Origin of the sequence: Spiroplasma sp. hyd1, assembly GCF_016082235.1 — a bacterium.
GTDB classification, from domain to species: Bacteria; Bacillota_I; Bacilli_A; order Mycoplasmatales; family Mycoplasmataceae; genus Spiroplasma; species Spiroplasma poulsonii.
Genome location: NZ_JXYY01000011.1, coordinates 1 through 18,302 on the forward strand (window position 1 = coordinate 1; position 18,302 = coordinate 18,302).

The 18,302-nt window shown below is 27.9% G+C and carries 14 protein-coding genes and 1 other RNA gene; all 15 read right to left on the reverse strand.

Annotated features, from left to right (window positions below):
* Positions 1-146: 146 nt before the first annotated feature.
* Complete coding sequence (locus TS70_RS02160) at positions 147-1,082, reverse strand: ABC transporter ATP-binding protein (protein ID WP_198049276.1); 936 nt, start codon at positions 1,080-1,082, stop codon at positions 147-149.
* 114 nt (positions 1,083-1,196) lie between these two features.
* Complete coding sequence (locus TS70_RS02165) at positions 1,197-2,066, reverse strand: Hsp33 family molecular chaperone HslO (protein ID WP_198049277.1); 870 nt, start codon at positions 2,064-2,066, stop codon at positions 1,197-1,199.
* Between the two features lie 89 nt (positions 2,067-2,155).
* The gene (gene ftsH / locus TS70_RS02170) at positions 2,156-4,177 is read right to left on the reverse strand and encodes an ATP-dependent zinc metalloprotease FtsH (protein WP_198049278.1); all 2,022 of its coding nucleotides are present in this window, start codon (positions 4,175-4,177) and stop codon (positions 2,156-2,158) included.
* Between the two features lie 68 nt (positions 4,178-4,245).
* Entirely contained in the window at positions 4,246-5,559 is a 1,314-nt protein-coding gene (gene tilS, locus TS70_RS02175) for a tRNA lysidine(34) synthetase TilS (RefSeq protein ID WP_198049279.1), read from the reverse strand.
* A 9-nt stretch (positions 5,560-5,568) separates the two neighbouring features.
* Positions 5,569-6,291 (reverse strand): tRNA1(Val) (adenine(37)-N6)-methyltransferase, encoded by a 723-nt coding sequence (locus TS70_RS02180; RefSeq protein WP_127092463.1) that lies wholly within the window; start codon positions 6,289-6,291, stop codon positions 5,569-5,571.
* 1 nt (position 6,292) lies between these two features.
* Complete coding sequence (locus TS70_RS02185) at positions 6,293-7,129, reverse strand: DNA polymerase III subunit delta' (RefSeq protein WP_127092462.1); 837 nt, start codon at positions 7,127-7,129, stop codon at positions 6,293-6,295.
* Positions 7,122-7,766, reverse strand: a complete 645-nt coding sequence (tmk, locus tag TS70_RS02190; RefSeq protein WP_127092461.1) for a dTMP kinase — start codon at positions 7,764-7,766, stop codon at positions 7,122-7,124. The genes TS70_RS02185 and tmk overlap by 8 nt, the downstream gene beginning before the upstream one ends.
* 21 nt (positions 7,767-7,787) lie before the next feature.
* Positions 7,788-8,369 carry a recombination mediator RecR gene (gene recR, locus TS70_RS02195; RefSeq protein WP_040092406.1) on the reverse strand — a complete coding sequence of 194 codons (582 nt, stop codon included), beginning with the start codon at positions 8,367-8,369 and terminating at the stop codon, positions 7,788-7,790.
* Positions 8,370-8,387: 18 nt separating this feature from the next.
* Positions 8,388-10,463, reverse strand: a complete 2,076-nt coding sequence (gene dnaX, locus TS70_RS02200) for a DNA polymerase III subunit gamma/tau (RefSeq protein ID WP_198049280.1) — start codon at positions 10,461-10,463, stop codon at positions 8,388-8,390.
* A 60-nt stretch (positions 10,464-10,523) separates the two neighbouring features.
* The gene (locus TS70_RS02205; protein WP_040092589.1) at positions 10,524-10,967 is read right to left on the reverse strand and encodes a deaminase; all 444 of its coding nucleotides are present in this window, start codon (positions 10,965-10,967) and stop codon (positions 10,524-10,526) included.
* A gap of 16 nt (positions 10,968-10,983) precedes the next feature.
* Positions 10,984-11,074: signal recognition particle sRNA small type (gene ffs, locus TS70_RS02210), an RNA gene on the reverse strand.
* A gap of 70 nt (positions 11,075-11,144) precedes the next feature.
* Positions 11,145-12,416, reverse strand: coding sequence for a serine--tRNA ligase (serS, locus tag TS70_RS02215; RefSeq protein ID WP_198049281.1), 1,272 nt, complete (start codon positions 12,414-12,416; stop codon positions 11,145-11,147).
* Positions 12,417-12,429: 13 nt separating this feature from the next.
* The gene (gene gyrA / locus TS70_RS02220; RefSeq protein ID WP_232332342.1) at positions 12,430-14,817 is read right to left on the reverse strand and encodes a DNA gyrase subunit A; all 2,388 of its coding nucleotides are present in this window, start codon (positions 14,815-14,817) and stop codon (positions 12,430-12,432) included.
* An 81-nt stretch (positions 14,818-14,898) separates the two neighbouring features.
* The gene (gyrB, locus tag TS70_RS02225; protein WP_198049283.1) at positions 14,899-16,821 is read right to left on the reverse strand and encodes a DNA topoisomerase (ATP-hydrolyzing) subunit B; all 1,923 of its coding nucleotides are present in this window, start codon (positions 16,819-16,821) and stop codon (positions 14,899-14,901) included.
* Between the two features lie 236 nt (positions 16,822-17,057).
* Positions 17,058-18,179, reverse strand: coding sequence for a DNA polymerase III subunit beta (gene dnaN, locus TS70_RS02230; RefSeq protein WP_127092456.1), 1,122 nt, complete (start codon positions 18,177-18,179; stop codon positions 17,058-17,060).
* Between the last annotated feature and the right edge of the window lie 123 nt (positions 18,180-18,302).

Sequence of the window (18,302 nt, forward strand, 5' to 3'; positions counted from 1 at the left end):
GATTAAAATTTGACAACAATGAAAAATAGTATCTAACTTTTAAAATACCTGAAAAAATCCTTATTTTATCGTACGATTGCAAATAAAAAACCGCCCGTTAAGCGGTTTAGGAGGTACCTAATTTGATATTCGGTCCGTTTCATAGATTAAGACCAATCAATTTCACTTGGTTTTTTTGGATGAGTATTTTTCTTAATTTGATCAATTAATCCATTACGAACATGAATAACTGTATTTGCAATATCAGCAATATTGGGGTTATGGGTAACAATAATGACTGTTGTTCTATATTTTTTATTAACATCGACTAAAATTTCAAGTACTTTTCGACCCATTTCTTCATCTAAAGCTCCCGTTGGTTCATCACCAAATAGAATGTCAGGATTTTTGGCTAATGCTCTAGCAATTGAAACCCGTTGTTGTTGACCACCTGACATTTGATGAGGATATTTGTTCATTTGTTCTTCCATTCCAATTGTCTCAAAAATATCTTTAATTGTCATATCTTTGTTTTTATTTTTACTTAGGTTTTCACCAACTTCGGCGTTTTCTTTTGCAGTTAAATTAGTTAATAAGTTATATTGTTGAAAAATAAATCCAATATTATCTCTTCTAAATTTGGTTAAATCAACATCTTTTAATAAAGACAAATTATAACCAATAACAAAAACATCACCACTTGAAACTTTATCTAATCCTGAAATAATATTTAGCAAGGTTGTTTTCCCTGATCCAGAAGGACCTAAGATAACAATAAAGTTTCCTTTTTCTAATTTTAAATCAATTCCTTTTAAAACTGGTGTTTCAACTTCTCCTGTAATATATGATTTCTTAACATCTACTAATTCAATAACATATTTACTTGTATCTGGTTTTGTTTTGATTGTTGAAATTACTTCCCCTTTTAAAATTCGTTTTGAATATAATTTAGTTTGTTTCTTTTGTTCTTTTAGTTTTTGTTTAAATTCTTTAACTGCAGTATAATCGATTTTTTCTTTCTTTTCCTTTGGTTCTTTTACTTTAGACTGCTTTGCTTTAACTTTTGTTTCTTCTGTACTAGGTGTTTTTCCCATTTCAGCCATTTTGTTTTTTCCTCCCCTGGTAAATATCACATTACATTTTGCAATTAATTTTTATCATAATAATATAATAACAAAATTATTTTAATTTTATCAACTTATTTATATTTATTAAAGTTATTCTTTTAACAATCCTTTTAAGTCAGCGACTTTAATTGTATATTTTTTACGACAAAAATCACATACAATTTCAACTTCGCTATTTTTTTCTAAAATTTCATTCAATTGTTCATCACCTAATAATTTAGCTGATGCCAAGGCTTTTTCATATGAACAACTACATTCAAATGCCACAGAATCAGTTTCTAATACTTTTGCATTTTCATCAATTAATTTAAAAACATTCGTTAGATCACTTTCAGCAATTAACTTATGACTAATACTTTCTAAATTACCAACTTTTTCTTCTAAATAATCAATATCTTCATCCTTATGTTCTGGTAATAATTGTGCATAAAAACCAATTGCTTTAGCAATTGTATTGTCATCATTCATTTTAATTGAACAAGCAATTACCGATTTAATTTGTTCGCTTTGTGCTAAATAATAAGTAAAATCCAAATTAATTTCACCAGAAATCAATTCAATTTGACCAGAAAAACTATCTTTCATTCCCAAGTCTTTCATTACTCGCAAATAACCATCAGTTCCTACTACCTGTGAAATTACGTTTTTACTACGATCAATTTGTTCAACATCAAATTGTGGGTTCCCACAAAAAGCACGAACTTTATGGCCAGTATATTCAGCCATCATTGTTCCAATTGGACCATTTCCATTAATAATAGCTGTCATTTTATCAGTTGCATTTTTCATATCGCTACCAATTAAAATTGTTGCCAAAACAACTCTTGACAATGCAATTGTTGCTAATGGATTGGTTTCATGTAATTTGATAATGTTATTTAGCGATTCAGTTGCATCCACAACCGTCATTTTTACATTGTGAGAATTGCTAATCGCCTTAATTACTCTATCTTTATTCATTTTATCAAACTCCTTCATAATTCTGTTCACTCTGCAATTATAGTACAACTATTTTTAAAAGTAAAATAAAGAGTAGGGTTTGATTATTCCTACTCTTTATCATCTGAATCCTTATTATTTTCTTCTTCAGGATGGTCTTTTTTACGTTCTTTTGGTTTAACTTCTAAAATTTCACCTTTTGCTTCTTTTTCTTTATGTCTAGCTGCTCGTTCTTTTTCATGAACTACTTCATCTGGTACTTTATTGTATTTATTAATATATTCAATTTGCTCAGCAGTAATTGTCTCTAATATTTTTAAGCTTTCAGCAATTAAATCTAATAACTCACGATTTTCTGAAATTATCGCTTTGGCTGTAACATAACAGTCATCTAAAATTTTACGAACTTCCGTATCAATTTTAGCAGCAACATCTTCTGAATAACGTTTTGTTGCCCCAGTATATTCGTCTTTTGGTGATTCAAATTGTACTAATCCTAACGAACTCATTCCATATCCAGTAACCATATGACGTGCAATGTTTGTTGCTTTTTCTAAGTCATCATGCGCACCAGTTGTTATTTTAGTTTTTCCAAAAATAATTTCTTCTGACGCACGTCCACCTAAATAACCAGTAATTGTTGCATATAAATTTTCTTTACTATGGAACATTGTTTCTTCTTTTGGTGTCATAATTGTATATCCACCAGCTTGACCACGTGGAATAATTGTTACTTTTTGAACTTTGCTAGCTGCTTCTAATCTTAATCCTATTAAAGCATGTCCAGCTTCATGATATGAAACAATGTCCTTGTCCATAACTGAATATTTACGTGATTCTTTTGCTGGTCCCCCAACAACACGATCAATCGCTTCATCGATAATATTAATTGTAATAATTTTTAAATTCTTACGAACACATAAAATTGCTGCTTCGTTTAACACATTTTCTAATTGTGCCCCTGAGAAACCAGGTGTTCTTTCAGCGATTCGTCTAAAATCAACTTCAGTTGAAACCGCTTTATTACGGGCATGTAATTTTAAGATTGCTTCACGTTCATTAATATCTGGCAATGAGATTTGAATTTGACGGTCAAAACGACCAGGTCTTAATAATGCTGAATCCAAAACATCAACACGGTTAGTTGCTGCCATCACAATAACTCCGGTATTAGTTCCAAATCCATCCATTTCAACTAATAATTGGTTTAATGTTTGTTCATTAGCCCCACTCCCAATTGAAACGGTTCTTTTTCGTCCAACAGCATCAATTTCATCAATAAAGATAATACATGGTGCTGCTTTTTTTGCTGCAATAAACATCTCACGAATTCTTGAAGCACCAACCCCAACAAACATTTCTTCAAATTCAGACCCTGAGATTGAAAAGAATGGTACGCCTGCTTCACCAGCAACAGCTTTTGCTAACAAGGTTTTCCCTGTCCCCGGTGGCCCTTCCATTAATACTCCTTTGGGAGCGCGAGCACCCATACTTGAATATTTTTGTGGATTTTTTAAGTAATCAACTAATTCAACTAATTCTGTTTTTTCTTCGTTAATTCCAGCAACATCTGAAAATTTAACTGTTGATTGAATTTGACGAGCTTTATTTTTCCCCATTGAAAATGGATTTGCGCCGCCCATTCCGCCACCCATTTTTGACAACCGCATAATCATAAAGACAGCAACTCCTATTAACAATACCCATGGAATTAACTGAATTAACACCGTTTGTCATACTGGTACAAATTCACGGTCAATTGAAACAAGACCACCTTTTAATTTAGGACCAAAGTTTTGATCTCAAGTGTTTTGATCTTGCCCCACTTTATAAGTATAATTGTTAAATCCTTCGCGACTTCATTCTGAACTATAACGAACAGTTTTTGAAACACCATTTTCAACATACTTAATAACCCCAGACATTACAACACTATTACGACCAACTTCCGCCTTAATGGTAATTTCATCAATGTCTTTATCGTTATACCGTTTCGAATTACCAATAGTAGTCATATTACCTTCACTAATTTTTGTTTCATCTGTTCCCTTTCATAACAGAATTGTTAAGACAATCAAACCAATAAAAATAAATGCACTTATGATCGAAAATCACATTCTTTTTTTATTCATAATCATTTCCTCTCTATATAAGACTTTGAAACTAATCTTTTTAAGTCATTTAAAATAATGACCCAATTCTAAACTATTTTATCATAAAAAAAAAATAAATTGTGTTTTTCCGGTCAAGTATTATTAATAAATTTATTAATCTTTAAATCAACCAAATTGTTAACAAAAACAAGTTGATTTTGAGCATCTAAAATAAAATAACTTTTCCGAGCTAGAATTGGAATTTTATTTTTAATAAACCATCGGTTCAAAGATGTTTTTGTAACAATTACTTTTTGTAAAAAAAGAACATCATTTGTAATTGTTAATGGAAATTGGTTTGCCGCTATTTTAAAATTATAACTATTTTTTGTTCCTTGCAAAATTATTTTTTCTTTTCATTTAATTGGAAGATTTGTTATTGCTGTAACTTTAACAGTTGTTGGCTGCAAAACATTATTATTAATAATTTCAACATTATCATATGATTTAACTAAAGAATAATCATTATTAACTTTAATAATAATATTGGGTTTTGTACTTTTTAGTTCTTTAATTATTTCATCTAAAAATTTTCTTTTTTTATTACTAATTAACTGAACAAGCTTATTTATTTTAAAATAATTAAAAATAATAATTTTTTGTAACTGTACATTATTGATAGCATTAAAACTAATAACATTAATTTGTCCAAAATTATCAATTAAATAATCTTTTGCCAATAGTTTTAATTCTTTATTCTCATTATTTTTTTGGTTAATTTCTAATAACATATCTTGTAAATTAATTTGTTGAATTTCATTTCGAATAATATTACGGTTATAAATTCCTAAAATATTGGTTGAATCAATTGCATAGTTAATTTGGTTATGAAAAAGATATTCAATAATCTCTTCTCTAGTTATCTTTAACATCATTCGGATTATTTTAAGTTCAGATCCCAATAAGTGCGAATGATAATAACTAATTTGGTTTAAACCATAATATTCAACAATTCCGTTCCGTTGTTTTTGTAAAATATATGTTTCAATATGATCAGTTAAATTATGCGCAATTAAAACACCATGACAGTGATATTTTTTACTAATCTGTAAAAAGAAATCATAACGAATATCACGCGCAACATTTTGAAAATTATGAGAAATTGTTTGATACTTGTCATAATCTGCTGATGTTACTTTTTTGACATAAATTTTAATATTTTGTTTTTTGCAATATTCAAGAACAATTTGTTCATCATGATCACTATCCGCTCGTTTTTGATAGTTGACTAAACAAACAATAAAATTATTAATATCTAATTCAGGATTATGATAAATGTTATCAAGTAAAAACATACTATCCGGACCACCCGAGACCCCAATAATATATTTTTCATTACGATTTAAAAGTTTGTTATCCATTTTAATCACCTATTTTCGAAATAATTTTAAAACTGTATCACTATATTGATAATCATTATTATGAACCACAATTGGTTTTTCAATAATAAGACCCTCACCGCCTTGAAAACGGGCTTCAATTAAAACATTGTTGGCTTCGCTTTCTTGAAAGGGATGAATAAATTGCAACCGTTTAATATTAAAACCATATTTAATTAATAATGCAGTAATTTCAAATAATCTTGTCGTACGATGAATTATTGCAAAATAACCACGATTAGCAATTAATTTTTTTGCTACAAAAATAATATCTTCTAATGTCAAAGTTGTTTCATGGCGAGCAGGAACTAACAATTTGTTTTTTTCGTTTAATTTTGATTCACCAATTTTAAAAAATGGTGGGTTACATAAAATCAAATCATATTTAAAATTAGTATTTGTCTTAACATACTCGTTAATATCATCATGAACAATTTTAATTTGTGCGGTTTTTTGATTTAATAGCACATTTTCTTCTGCTAACTGCACCGCTTCTTGTTGTAACTCAATCCCAGTAATCGCTGCGGAAGTTAATGTTGATAAAATTAATGGAATCGCAGCATTATTGGTTCCAATATCAAGAATGTTTTTTGTTTTAGCATTCAAGGTTGCAAATCGTGCCAACAAAACAGTATCTAAGGAAAAAATAAACATATCTGTTCGTTGATTAATTTTAATTCCCTCATAATCTAATAAATCATTTAAAACCTTCACTTTACACCTCGTTATATAAATCAATCATTCCTTTTTCTAAAACTAATTCCTTATTTAAATTCTCTAATAATAAATTAGCAATTGTATAAGAAATTTCAATTAGTTTGGTATTTTTATCATTTAGTTTTTTAATCAAAGTCTGATTTGTAATTTCATATTTACTTCATTCTTTTCGTTTCAAAACATTAGCAATTTCTAAGAAAAGTTGATGAGATTCTAAATGATCATAACCATTTAATTTTCGAATATGAATAAAATTATTTTCTGGTGTACTTGCAAAATTTCTAAAAAAAGTTTGAATAAACTTTGTTTTAAATTCATCAATATTTAATTCATTAGTTGTATTTTCTAAAATAACATTTAAACAACGTGACTTGATTGTATCAATGACTTTTGTTTTATTTCTTGTTAATAAAAAAGCATATGTATTTTTACTAGGTTCTTCTAAAAACTTCAATAAAGAATTAGCGGCTTCTAATGTTAATAAATCTGCTCCATTAATAACATATACTTTAATTCCCGTTTGTTCTAATGCTGAATAACTAAAAGTTTGAATAATTTCTTGAATTGTTTCTTTTTTAATTGTTGTTTCAAAATCTCCCCCAATTTTTAAATCATAATAAGTTTTATTATTAATGCGTTGACAAGTTTCACATTGACAATCAGAATCTTTTTTTTCCTGACATAGTAAAAACTTAATAATTTCAGTTGCAAAAGTTTCTAACTTGATTTTATTATTGCAAGAAATTAAAAGTTGATTTGATAAATTATTTTTTAAAATTAAATTTTTAAACAATGCAATTTTTTCTACATCATTTTGTGAAAATAAATTATTCATTTTCCTTATCCTTTATTTTTTGAATTATTTCATCAACATAATAATAAACTTGTTCTAAAACATCATTAACTGACTTGCGAGCATCAACTACTTTAATTCGTTCAGAATGTTCACTAATTAATACCTGATACCCTTCATATACTTTTTCATGAAATGATTCTTGCTCCAAGTCTAAACGATTCATTTCATTTTCATTTCTAATTTTCATTCTTTCATTTGCCATTGCTGGTTCAATATCAAAAAATAAAGTTAAGTCTGGTTTTGTTGTTCCTAAGACAATTGATTGAACTTCATCTAATGTCCGAATTCCTAAACCACGAGCATAACCCTGATAAGCTGACGTTGAATCCATAAAACGATCGCAAATAACAATCGCCCCTTCTTTTAACGCTGGTAAAATATCTTCCATAACGTGTTGTTTTCGTGCAGCAATATACAATAAAGCTTCCGTTCACGGATCCATTCCTAAATTATGCTTACTTAATATAACATCTCTAATTTGTTCAGCAATTTCATTGCCCCCTGGTTCTCTTGTTAAAACAACTTGGTACCCTTTTGAACGTAGTCTTTCTTTTAGTAATTTTGAAATTGTTGTCTTTCCAGAACCATCAATTCCTTCTAATGTTATAAATAGCATTATTACCCACTCTCCCCGTTCTTAAATATCTTTTCTACCTTCTAACGCTTGTTTTAAAGTTACTTCATCAACATAATCTAATGATCCGCCAATTGGAATTCCTCGTGCTAAACGTGATATTTTCACATTAAAAGGTTGTAAGACTGTTTTTAAGTATTGTGCTGTTACTTCACCTTCAAAAGTAGCACCAACAGCAATAATAACCTCTTTTATAATTTTATCATTCATTCGAGATTCTAAGACAGGAAAAGTTAATTTATCCGGTGTAATACCATTTTTAACATTAATTTCGCCATTCAAAACATGATAAACACCATTAAAAACTTTTGTTGCTTCAATTTTTATTACATCAAAAAAATTGCTAACCACGCAAAGTTTTGTTTGATCCCGTAAATCATTTTGGCAAAATAAACAAACATTATTTTGCATTAATGTTGAGCATATTGGGCATTGATGAAAATTATCTTTTATTTCCTTAAAAACATTCTCTAATGAGTCAAATAATTCCGGCTTAATAATTAACTTATTAAAAATTCTTTCTGCCACTTTTTTGCCAACACCTAAAGTAGTATTTAATTCCATAACCAATTCTTCATAAGTCATAATTAAGTCTCCTATAAATTAATCAATTATCTTAATATTATCAAAAATTTGTTTTCCCGTCTCAAGAAGTTCTTTATGATCATCATAATTATCAATTTGTTTAACTAATAAATTTTGATAAAATTCTTCCACATCCGTTAACATTACTTCTGGTAACTTATTTGCTTGTCGAATTTTGGCATAATCATCACGAACATTATTTCATTCACTTTCGCTTAAAGCAATGATAATAAAATCAAAATCAAATGCATGGAAAATTTTATTGCGAAATTTTCAATCGCACATTTCAAAACTAATTCAATTTGCTTCTGGTTTAGTATTTGTTACAATAATTAAACCTTGTTCTGATGCGGCAGCATATTTAACATCATAAAAACTAATTAGCTTATCTAATTGAACAACTTTTCCTTTTTCGTTAATTAATTCCATAAACTTACTCTCAAACTTTTCGCGGTCTTCTTTATTAGCCTTAATTAAAATATTAAAAATTTGATTAATTGAATAATTAATATTACTAAGTTCATAAATATTAATTTTATTCTTCATATCATCACGATACTTTTGCAGATCAGTTATACCTTCTAACTCTTTCCCGTGTGGAGTTTGTTCTAATTCTGTCGGAAAACTGCTCTCCTGCTGAGAACCTTTACTAACATCAAATTCGGACACAACGTCATCAGTTACTTTTTCTGATGTTGTTGTCAATGGTTGTGACAAAGAAACATTATTTGATTCTTCATCATCAAATAATGAAAAATTACGGAATAATGGTTCTGAATTTGGTATTTTTTTTTCAGTACCCAGTTCAAGATGTTCAGCATTTTTTTCTTCAACTTGTTGCAAATTTGAAACTGCTTCAATATTTTCTTCATTATAAACAGAATTATTTTCCATTATTTCTATATTTTTGGTAATTATATCCGAATTATCTACTTTGTTATCTTTGTTTTTTTCTGTTTTAGTAACAATTGTAAGATCACTTAATTCCAGGTCATCTAAACTTTTAACATTTCTTTCAAACATTGATAACGCTTTTAATAAGATTAATTCAAAATACATTTCTTGTGTTCTACTACTACGCATCTTTGTCGACGCTTCAGTAAATAAATCAAGTAATGTTAATAATTCTTCTACAGTTAATTTTGCTGCAAATATTTTTGCTTGGTTTTCAGATAATAAATTTAAAAAAACAAGATTCCCAGTTTGTTTATATTCAAACACTTCTTTTAAAATGTCTAATAAATTTAATGTTAAAATTTCAAAATCAGAACCAGCCTCATAAATTTTTTTACTAGTTAGTAAGACCGCTTCTGTTTTGAATTCTAAAATATCTTTTAATAATTTTAATTTAATATTTTTTGAAACTGTTGCAAAAATAATATTAACATTCTCTAACGTAATATTACGATCAGAAAACATAATTACTTGTTCTAAAATACTTAACGAATCACGAGCACTTCCATCCGCTAAAATTGCAATTTCTTTAATTGCAACTAAATCATATTTAATTTCTTCTTTTTGTAAAATTTCAATTATATTATTTTCTAATTCAACTTTAGGTATTTTTCGAAAATTATATTGTTGACAACGTGAAATAATTGTTGCTGGAATTTTGTGACTCTCTGTTGTTGCTAAAATAAAGACAACATGTTGAGGCGGTTCTTCTAATGTTTTTAATAACGCATTAAAAGCTGAATTAGTTAACATATGAATTTCATCAATAATGTAAACCTTATATTTTGCCATTGTTGGTAACAACTGAACATTATTTCTGATTTCTCTGATTTCATCAACACCATTATTTGAAGCAGCATCAATTTCAAAAACATCGACTGCTCCACCACGATTAATTTCATTACAACTTGGACAAGTATTACAAGGACTACCATCATTTAAATTAGTACAATTGATTGCTTTTGCAAATATTTTTGCAATTGAAGTTTTTCCTGTACCACGTGGACCAGAAAATAAATATGCATGTGAAAAATTATTATTATTAATTGCATTTTTCAAAGCTTTTCTAATTTCAACTTGACCAACAATTTTGTCAAAAATATTTGGTCGATATTTACGATATAATGAAATATAATCCATTTTTTTACCCCCATAACTTATAATTTATAATTTTATTTTACTCCTTTAATTTGAAATATTCTATCTTAATTGTTCAAAGAATTTTTTCATTAAATCTTTAAACACTATATTTTCTGCATTTTTTCGAACATGGTGAACTTTCATTTTTGATAAATCAAAAGTATGATTTGATTTTACAAAACCAAATTTTTCATTTGATAAATAGTAATTAATAACTTTAATTCCTGAATTAATTATTGCTCCTAAACACATCATACATGGTTCAACAGTAACTCAAATTAAACAATCACTAATTTTATTTGTTCTTTTTTTGCGACATGCATTATTTAAAGCATAAATCTCAGCATGTGTTGTAACTGAGTTTTTTGTTGTTTTGTTATAACCAATCGCAATGATTTTACCTTTTTGATCAACAACTAATGCAGAAATTGGAACATGTTTTTTCTTATATGCTCGTTGTGATAATTTATATAATTTATTAAAAATTAGTTCGCTTTCTTTCATAAACTCACCCTTATCATAAAAAATGTCATTACACATAGTCCTTAGTCTTATGGCTGCTACCTTCCGGTCCTGACCAGTTTCAAATGTAACTATTGTAATGACATAAGTAATTATAACATATAATTTTTGTTTGACTATGCTTTTATTAAAATAGTCAAATGTTTCACGTGAAACATTTTAAGCGATAACTGTTTGTCCTTGCAAATAACTTTGTATTCTTTTAGGAATACTAATAGTTCCATCTTCATTTTGATAATTTTCTAAAATTGCAACAATTAAACGATCAACCGCTAATCCCGAGCCATTTAGCGTATGAACAAAGTTTGTTTCATTATTATCGTCACGATAACGCATTTTCATTCTTCGTGATTGAAAGTCAAGACAATTTGAACATGATGAAATTTCACGATATTTATTTTGTCCTGGCATTCATACCTCAATATCATATGTTTTTGTCGAAGAAAACCCCATATCACCTGAACATAATAAGATTACTCGATATGGAATTTCTAATAATTGTAAAATTTTTTCAACATCTAAGACCATTTTTTCTAATTCATCAAACGAATTTTCTGCTTTAGTAAATTTAACCATCTCAACTTTTCGGAATTGATGTAAACGAATAATTCCTTTTGTATCACGTCCTGCTGAGCCTGCTTCTTGGCGAAAGCATGGAGTGTAAGCAGTATGATAAATTGGCAAATCTTTTCCAGCTAAAATTTCTTCCCGATACAAATTAGTTAACGGTACCTCCGCCGTTGGAATTAAATACAAATTATCTTTTTCAATGTAATATGTATCTTCTCTAAATTTTGGTAAATTTCCTGTTCCATACATAATTTGTGGTTGTACTAAAATTGGTGTTTCAATTTCAATATACCCTCGCTTTGCGTGCTCATCTAACATAAAATTCATTAAAGCTCGCTCTAATTTAGCCCCCATGCCTTTGTAAACAACAAAGCGTGACCCCGATAATTTTGTCCCTCTTTCAAAATCAATAATATCTAGTTTTGAAGCTACTTCTCAATGTTCTTTTATCTTTGGGTTTGGTGTAACTTTTCCTCATTTTCGAACTTCAAGATTATCGTTCTCATCTTGCCCAGTTGGAACTGAATCATCTGGGATGTTTGGTGTAACTTCTAAGATTGCTCTAATTTTTTCTTCAACTTGATTCAATTGATTATCAATTATATCCATTTCCTTTTTCATTGTGACAATTATTTCTTTAATTTTTGCTGCTTCATGGTCTTTTTTTTCAGCAACTAATGTGCCAACTTTTTTTGACTCAAGATTTCGTTGTTCTTTTAATTTCTCTGATTTAACAATAAGTTCACGGCGTTGCTCTGATAATTTTTTAACATCTTGTAGATACGAAAAATCATCTTGGCGACGACTTAATTTTTTGATTACTTCGTCAAGATTTTCAACAACTTTTTTTTGATCTAACATTTTTGTATTCTCCTTACTCACTATTGTCTTTCTTTTTTAAAATTTCAATAACTTCTAATTTATCATCTTGATCTAATCGGATAATTTTAACACCCGACGTTGTTCGGCCAAACAATGGAACCTGTTCTAATGAAACGCGAATAACATTTCCATTCTTTGTTCCTACTAAAAGATCTTCATCTTCAACAACTGTTTGGGCAAATTTTAAGTATCCTGTTTTTTCTGTTAAGTTAATAGACTTAACACCCTTTGTATTTCTCCCCGTTAACCGGTAGTCTTCAATTGGTGTTTTTTTTGCATAACCATTCTCTGTCACAGATAACACATATTTTGCGGATCGTCCAGAACTTACCCCAATTGTGACTCCTGTTTCATCGTTAGAAATTCCCTTAACACCAACAGATTGCCGACTCATTGCTCTGATTTCTTTTTCATTAAAACGAATGACCTTCCCGATGTTGTTTCCAATAATAACATCATCAGTTCCCTTTGTAATAATAACACTTACTAATTCATCTTTTTCCTTTAATTCAATTGCAACTTTCCCTGTTTGACGAATTTGATTAAATTCACTTAACTTTGTTTTTTTAATTAATCCTTTTTTTGTCACAAAAAATAAATTATCTTGCTCTATAATTGTTTCATCTAAGGCTAGAATTGTTTGAATATTCTCCGTTTTATCAATTGCAATTAAATTAATAATTGGTAATCCTCGTGCATGTCGCGAGTAGGTTTCAATTTGATAAGCACGTAGTTTATAAACTTTTCCAAAATTTGAAAAAATCAATAAAGAATCAATACTATTGGCACCAACAATTTTTTTCAAACTATCTTCCATGTTTGCTAAACCAGTAATTCCTTTTCCACCACGATTTTGTAATTTAAAAGTATCATCAGCAACACGTTTAACATAGCCATCCTGGGTTAACATAATTAAAATATCTTCACGACGAATTAATTCTTCCGGATCAATTTCAGTTAATTCTTCTTTAATAATTTGGCTACGACGTTCATCCCCATATTTTTTCTTAATTTCAACTAACTCATTAATCATAATTTCAATTTGCTTTTCACTATTATTAATAATTTCTTCTAACGCTATAATTGCTAGTTTAATTTCACTAATTTCGTTATTAATTTTTTCAATTTCCAAACCGGTTAAACGTTGTAAACGCATTTCTAAAATTGCTCGTGCTTGTTCAGTAACTAATTTAAATTTATCAATTAAAGCTTCTAAAGCAATCTGTGTTGTTTGTGATTTTTTAATGATGGTAATCACTTCGTCAATGTGATCAAGCGCAATTTTTAATCCTTCTAAAATTATTAATCGATTCTGATTTTTATGTAATTCAAACTGACTTCGTTTAACAATAATGTCAATTTGGTGTTCAACAAAATATTTTAAAATTTGTTTTAACCCCATTACTTTTGGTTGGTTTTTATATAAAGCCAAAATATTTAACGAAAAATTAGTTTGTAATGGTGTTAATTTATATAATTTATTTAAAATAACATTTTCTTGAGCATCCCGTTTTAACTCTAAAACAACACGAACCCCTTCCATGTTTGATTCATCACGAAGATCAGAAATTCCATTAATAATTTTGTCACGGACTAATTCAGCAATTCGTTCTAACAATTTTGCTTTATTAACCTGATATGGAATTTCAGAAACAATAATACGACGTTTATTATTATTTTCTTCAATATCAATTTTTGAACGAATTGTAATTGTCCCATTCCCTGTTTCATAAGCTTTAATTAAACTATTTCCGGCAGTAATTAAGGCTCCTGTTGGAAAATCTGGTCCTTTAATAATTTTCATTAATTCAACAGTTGTAATATCGCCATTTTTTGTCAATGCAATAACACCGTCAATTACTTCATTTAAATTATGGGGAGGAATATTAGTTGCCATTCCAACAGCAATTCCACTTGCCCCATTAACTAGTAAATTTGGAAAGTAACCTGGTAAAAAAGTTGGTTCTTGTTCACTACCATCATAATTATCAATAAAAATGGTTGTTTCTTTTTCAATATCTTTAATTAGTTCACCAGCAATTTTACTCATTCTTGCTTCAGTATACCGCATTGCCGCTGGTGCATCACCATCCATTGATCCAAAATTACCATGACCATCAATTAAAGGATAACGATAAGAAAAATCTTGTGCCATTCGCACCATTGCTTCATATACAGCAGTATCACCATGAGGATGATATTTCCCAATTACTTCCCCAACAATTCGTGCTGATTTTTTATGTTGTTTATCATACGTCATATTTAAATCTCACATGGCATAGATAATTCGCCGATGAACTGGTTTTAGACCATCACGAACATCAGGAATTGCACGTGAAACAATAACTGACATTGCATAATCTAAAAAACCATTTTTCATTTCATCAGCAATATCAATATCACGAATTTTACCATCATAATCATATGTATCATTATCTAAATTCAATTTGTTCACCTCCTCTTAGACATCTAAATTCTTAACATATTTTGCATTCTCACGAATAAATTTTTTACGTGGTTCAACATTTTCTCCCATTAATTCATTACAAATTAAGTTTGCTTCAAATGCATTATTAACAGACACTTTTAATAATAATCGTCGTTCTGGATCCATTGTTGTTTCTCATAATTGTTCGGGATTCATTTCCCCTAATCCTTTGTAACGTTGAATCGTATAATTTTTAATATTTTTTGCTAATAATTCTTCTTTATAAGTTTCTAATTCATTATCACTATAAGCATAACGAATATTATTCCCATTTTGAATTTTATATAATGGTGGTTGTGCAATATAAATATTCCCATTTTCAATTAAATCTTTCATATAGCGATAAAAGAATGTTAATAATAAAATTCGAATATGAGCGCCATCAACATCAGCATCAGTCATAATAATTACTTTTTGATAACGTAGTTTTTTTTCATTAAAATTATCTTTAATACCAGCCCCTAATGCTGTAATAATAGAATTAATTTCATTATTTTCAAAAACTTTTATTTGCTTTGCTTTTTCAACATTTAATATTTTTCCTCTTAATGGTAGAATTGCTTGAAATCTTCGATTTCGGCCAGACTTTGCACTTCCTCCCGCTGAATCTCCTTCAACAATATAAAGTTCAGCAATATTAGAATCTTTTGTTTCACAATCAGCTAATTTTCCTGGTAAAGAAAAACTATCCATTACTGTTTTTCGACGAGTTGTTTCTTTTGCTCGTTGTGCCGCAATTCTTGCTTTTAAAGATAAATTTATCTTTTCAATAATATTTTTAGCATCTTCGGGATTTTCCAATAAATAACTATTTAACCCTTTCCCAACAATATTTGACACAATCTTTTTAACTTCACTATTTCCTAATTTTGTTTTTGTTTGACCTTCATATTGTGGATCAGGATGACGAATTGAAATAATTGTTGTCATTCCTTCTTTTACATCATCTCAAGTAAATTTATCTTCACTTCCCTTATTATTTTTATTAATATTTTTAAAATAATGATTTAATTCTCGCACAATTGCTAATTTAATTCCCTCTTCGTGCGTTCCTCCCTCGTGAGTATTAATGTTATTACAAAAAGAAAAAATATTTTCAGAATAATTATCATTATATTGTAAACCAAATTCAACAATAATATTATCTTCAATTCCTTCCACATAAAAAACATCATTTAATGGTGCTCCGATTGTTTTATTTAATTCTAAAACATAATCTTTAATTCCATTATTAAATTGATAAACAACTGATTTTTCTTCATCTTCTTCTCGTAAATCAACTAATGATATCTCTAACCCTTTATTTAAAAAAGCTAATTGTTTAATTCGATTTTGAATTGTTGAAAAACTAAAAATTGTTGTCTCTTTAAAAATCTTTTCATCTGGTAAAAAAGTAACTATGGTTCCAGTTTCATTAGTTGGACCAACTTCTTTAATTGGTGTTAAAATTTGACCACCATTATGAAACTCCATTAAATATTGTTTATTATTTTTTTTAATCTCAATTTTTAAATATTTACTTAAAGCATTAACAACACTAGCTCCTACTCCATGTAAACCCCCAGAAATTTTATAAGTGTTTGAATCAAATTTTCCTCCAGCATGTAACACAGTAAAAACAGTTTCTACCGTTGAAACTTTTGTTTTGGGGTGAATTTCAATTGGAATTCCTCGTCCATTATCCGTAATTGTAATTGATTCATCTTTATTGATTATAATTGTAATTTTATTAGCAAAGTTGGCTAATACTTCATCAATAGAATTATCAATAATTTCTCAAACTAAATGATGTAAACCTCTTACATTAGTGGCCCCAATATACATTCCCGGACGTTTACGAACTGCCTCTAAACCTTCTAAAACTTGAATCGAACCTGAATTATAATTATCACTCATATAATTTTCCTCATTTCTGTTCAATTTTATTTTACCATTATTACCTAATTTTAGGGTTAAATTATCAAATATATTTTAAAATATATTAAAAAAATATTTTTTTATTTTTAGTGTCTAATTTTACCCTGTATAAACTTATAAAATAAAAAAAATAAAAGGTTAAGTTTTTATTTTTAATATAACTTAACCTTTTATTAATCTTATTTCCTATCATTTAAATTGCTTTTTTCTAATTTTTAATATAATCGAATTGGTAAAACTAATTGTTGTAATGAATCATCTTCATTTGCTGTAATAATTAATGGTTTTGTTTCATCAATCATTTTAATAGTAATTTTTTTTGTTCTAAATGCTTTTAAAGCATCTAAAATATATTTTGAATTAAAAGCAATTGTTTGATCTGAACCTTCAACTTTAAATTCTTTAATTTCCTCTTCGGTATTTCCAATTTCTTGAGTAAATGAAGTGACTAAAACTTTTTGTTCTTTAATTTTTAATGTTACAATTGTTGTCATTGCTTCATTTGATAAAACACTAGCTCGTTCAATAATTTTGATTAATTCACGATTATTAATTGTTAATGAAGTATTAAAATCTTCTGGAATAACTTTACTTGTGTCAGGATATTTTCCTTCAATAATTTTTGTTTGGACAACTGTATTATTAATAATAACACTAACTGATTTATCTGTAATTTTCATTCTAATTTCTTGGTCATTTTCTGAAATTAATCGTCCAATTTCATTAATAAACTTTCCTGGAATAATAACATCAAAATCATAACTATTACTATAACTAATTTTTTTATATGACAATCGGAATGAATCAGTTGCTGTAATCACTAATTGCTTATTATTTTGATCAGTTTTAATATTTAAACCATTAAAAACAATTTTTTTTTCTTTTTCTCCAATTGCAAAACTTGTTTGTGAAATAATTTCTTTTAATAACGCACTAGTAAAAATTACCTCTTTTCCTTCCGTCTCAAATGATAAATGTGGATAATCAATTGCATTTAAAGTATTTAAAATTGAATCAAAGTTATTTGCTTTAATTTTAATTAAACTACCTTCTACTGCTTCTAAGGTAATAAATTCGTCTTCAATTTTACGAATAACTTCAATAATAAATTTATTTTTTATTAAAACATTTCCAATTGATTTAATAACTAAATCATTTCCTACCAATATTTCTGATTTTATTGATGTATCACCATCAGAAGTCGTAAAAGTTATTTTATCTTTTTTAACTTCAATTAAAATTCCTAATAATGATGGAATCAATGTTTTTTGAGAAATTATTCGGCTTACTTTTAATAATTCATCTAATATTTTATCTCTTTTAATGCTTACAATCATTTTGTTACTCCTTACTAAACATTTAACATATATAAATTATATACTATTGTTAAAATTGTTTTTTTATTTATTATTATTATAATGTAGAAAATGTGGAAAACTTTATGAAATTTTGAATAATAT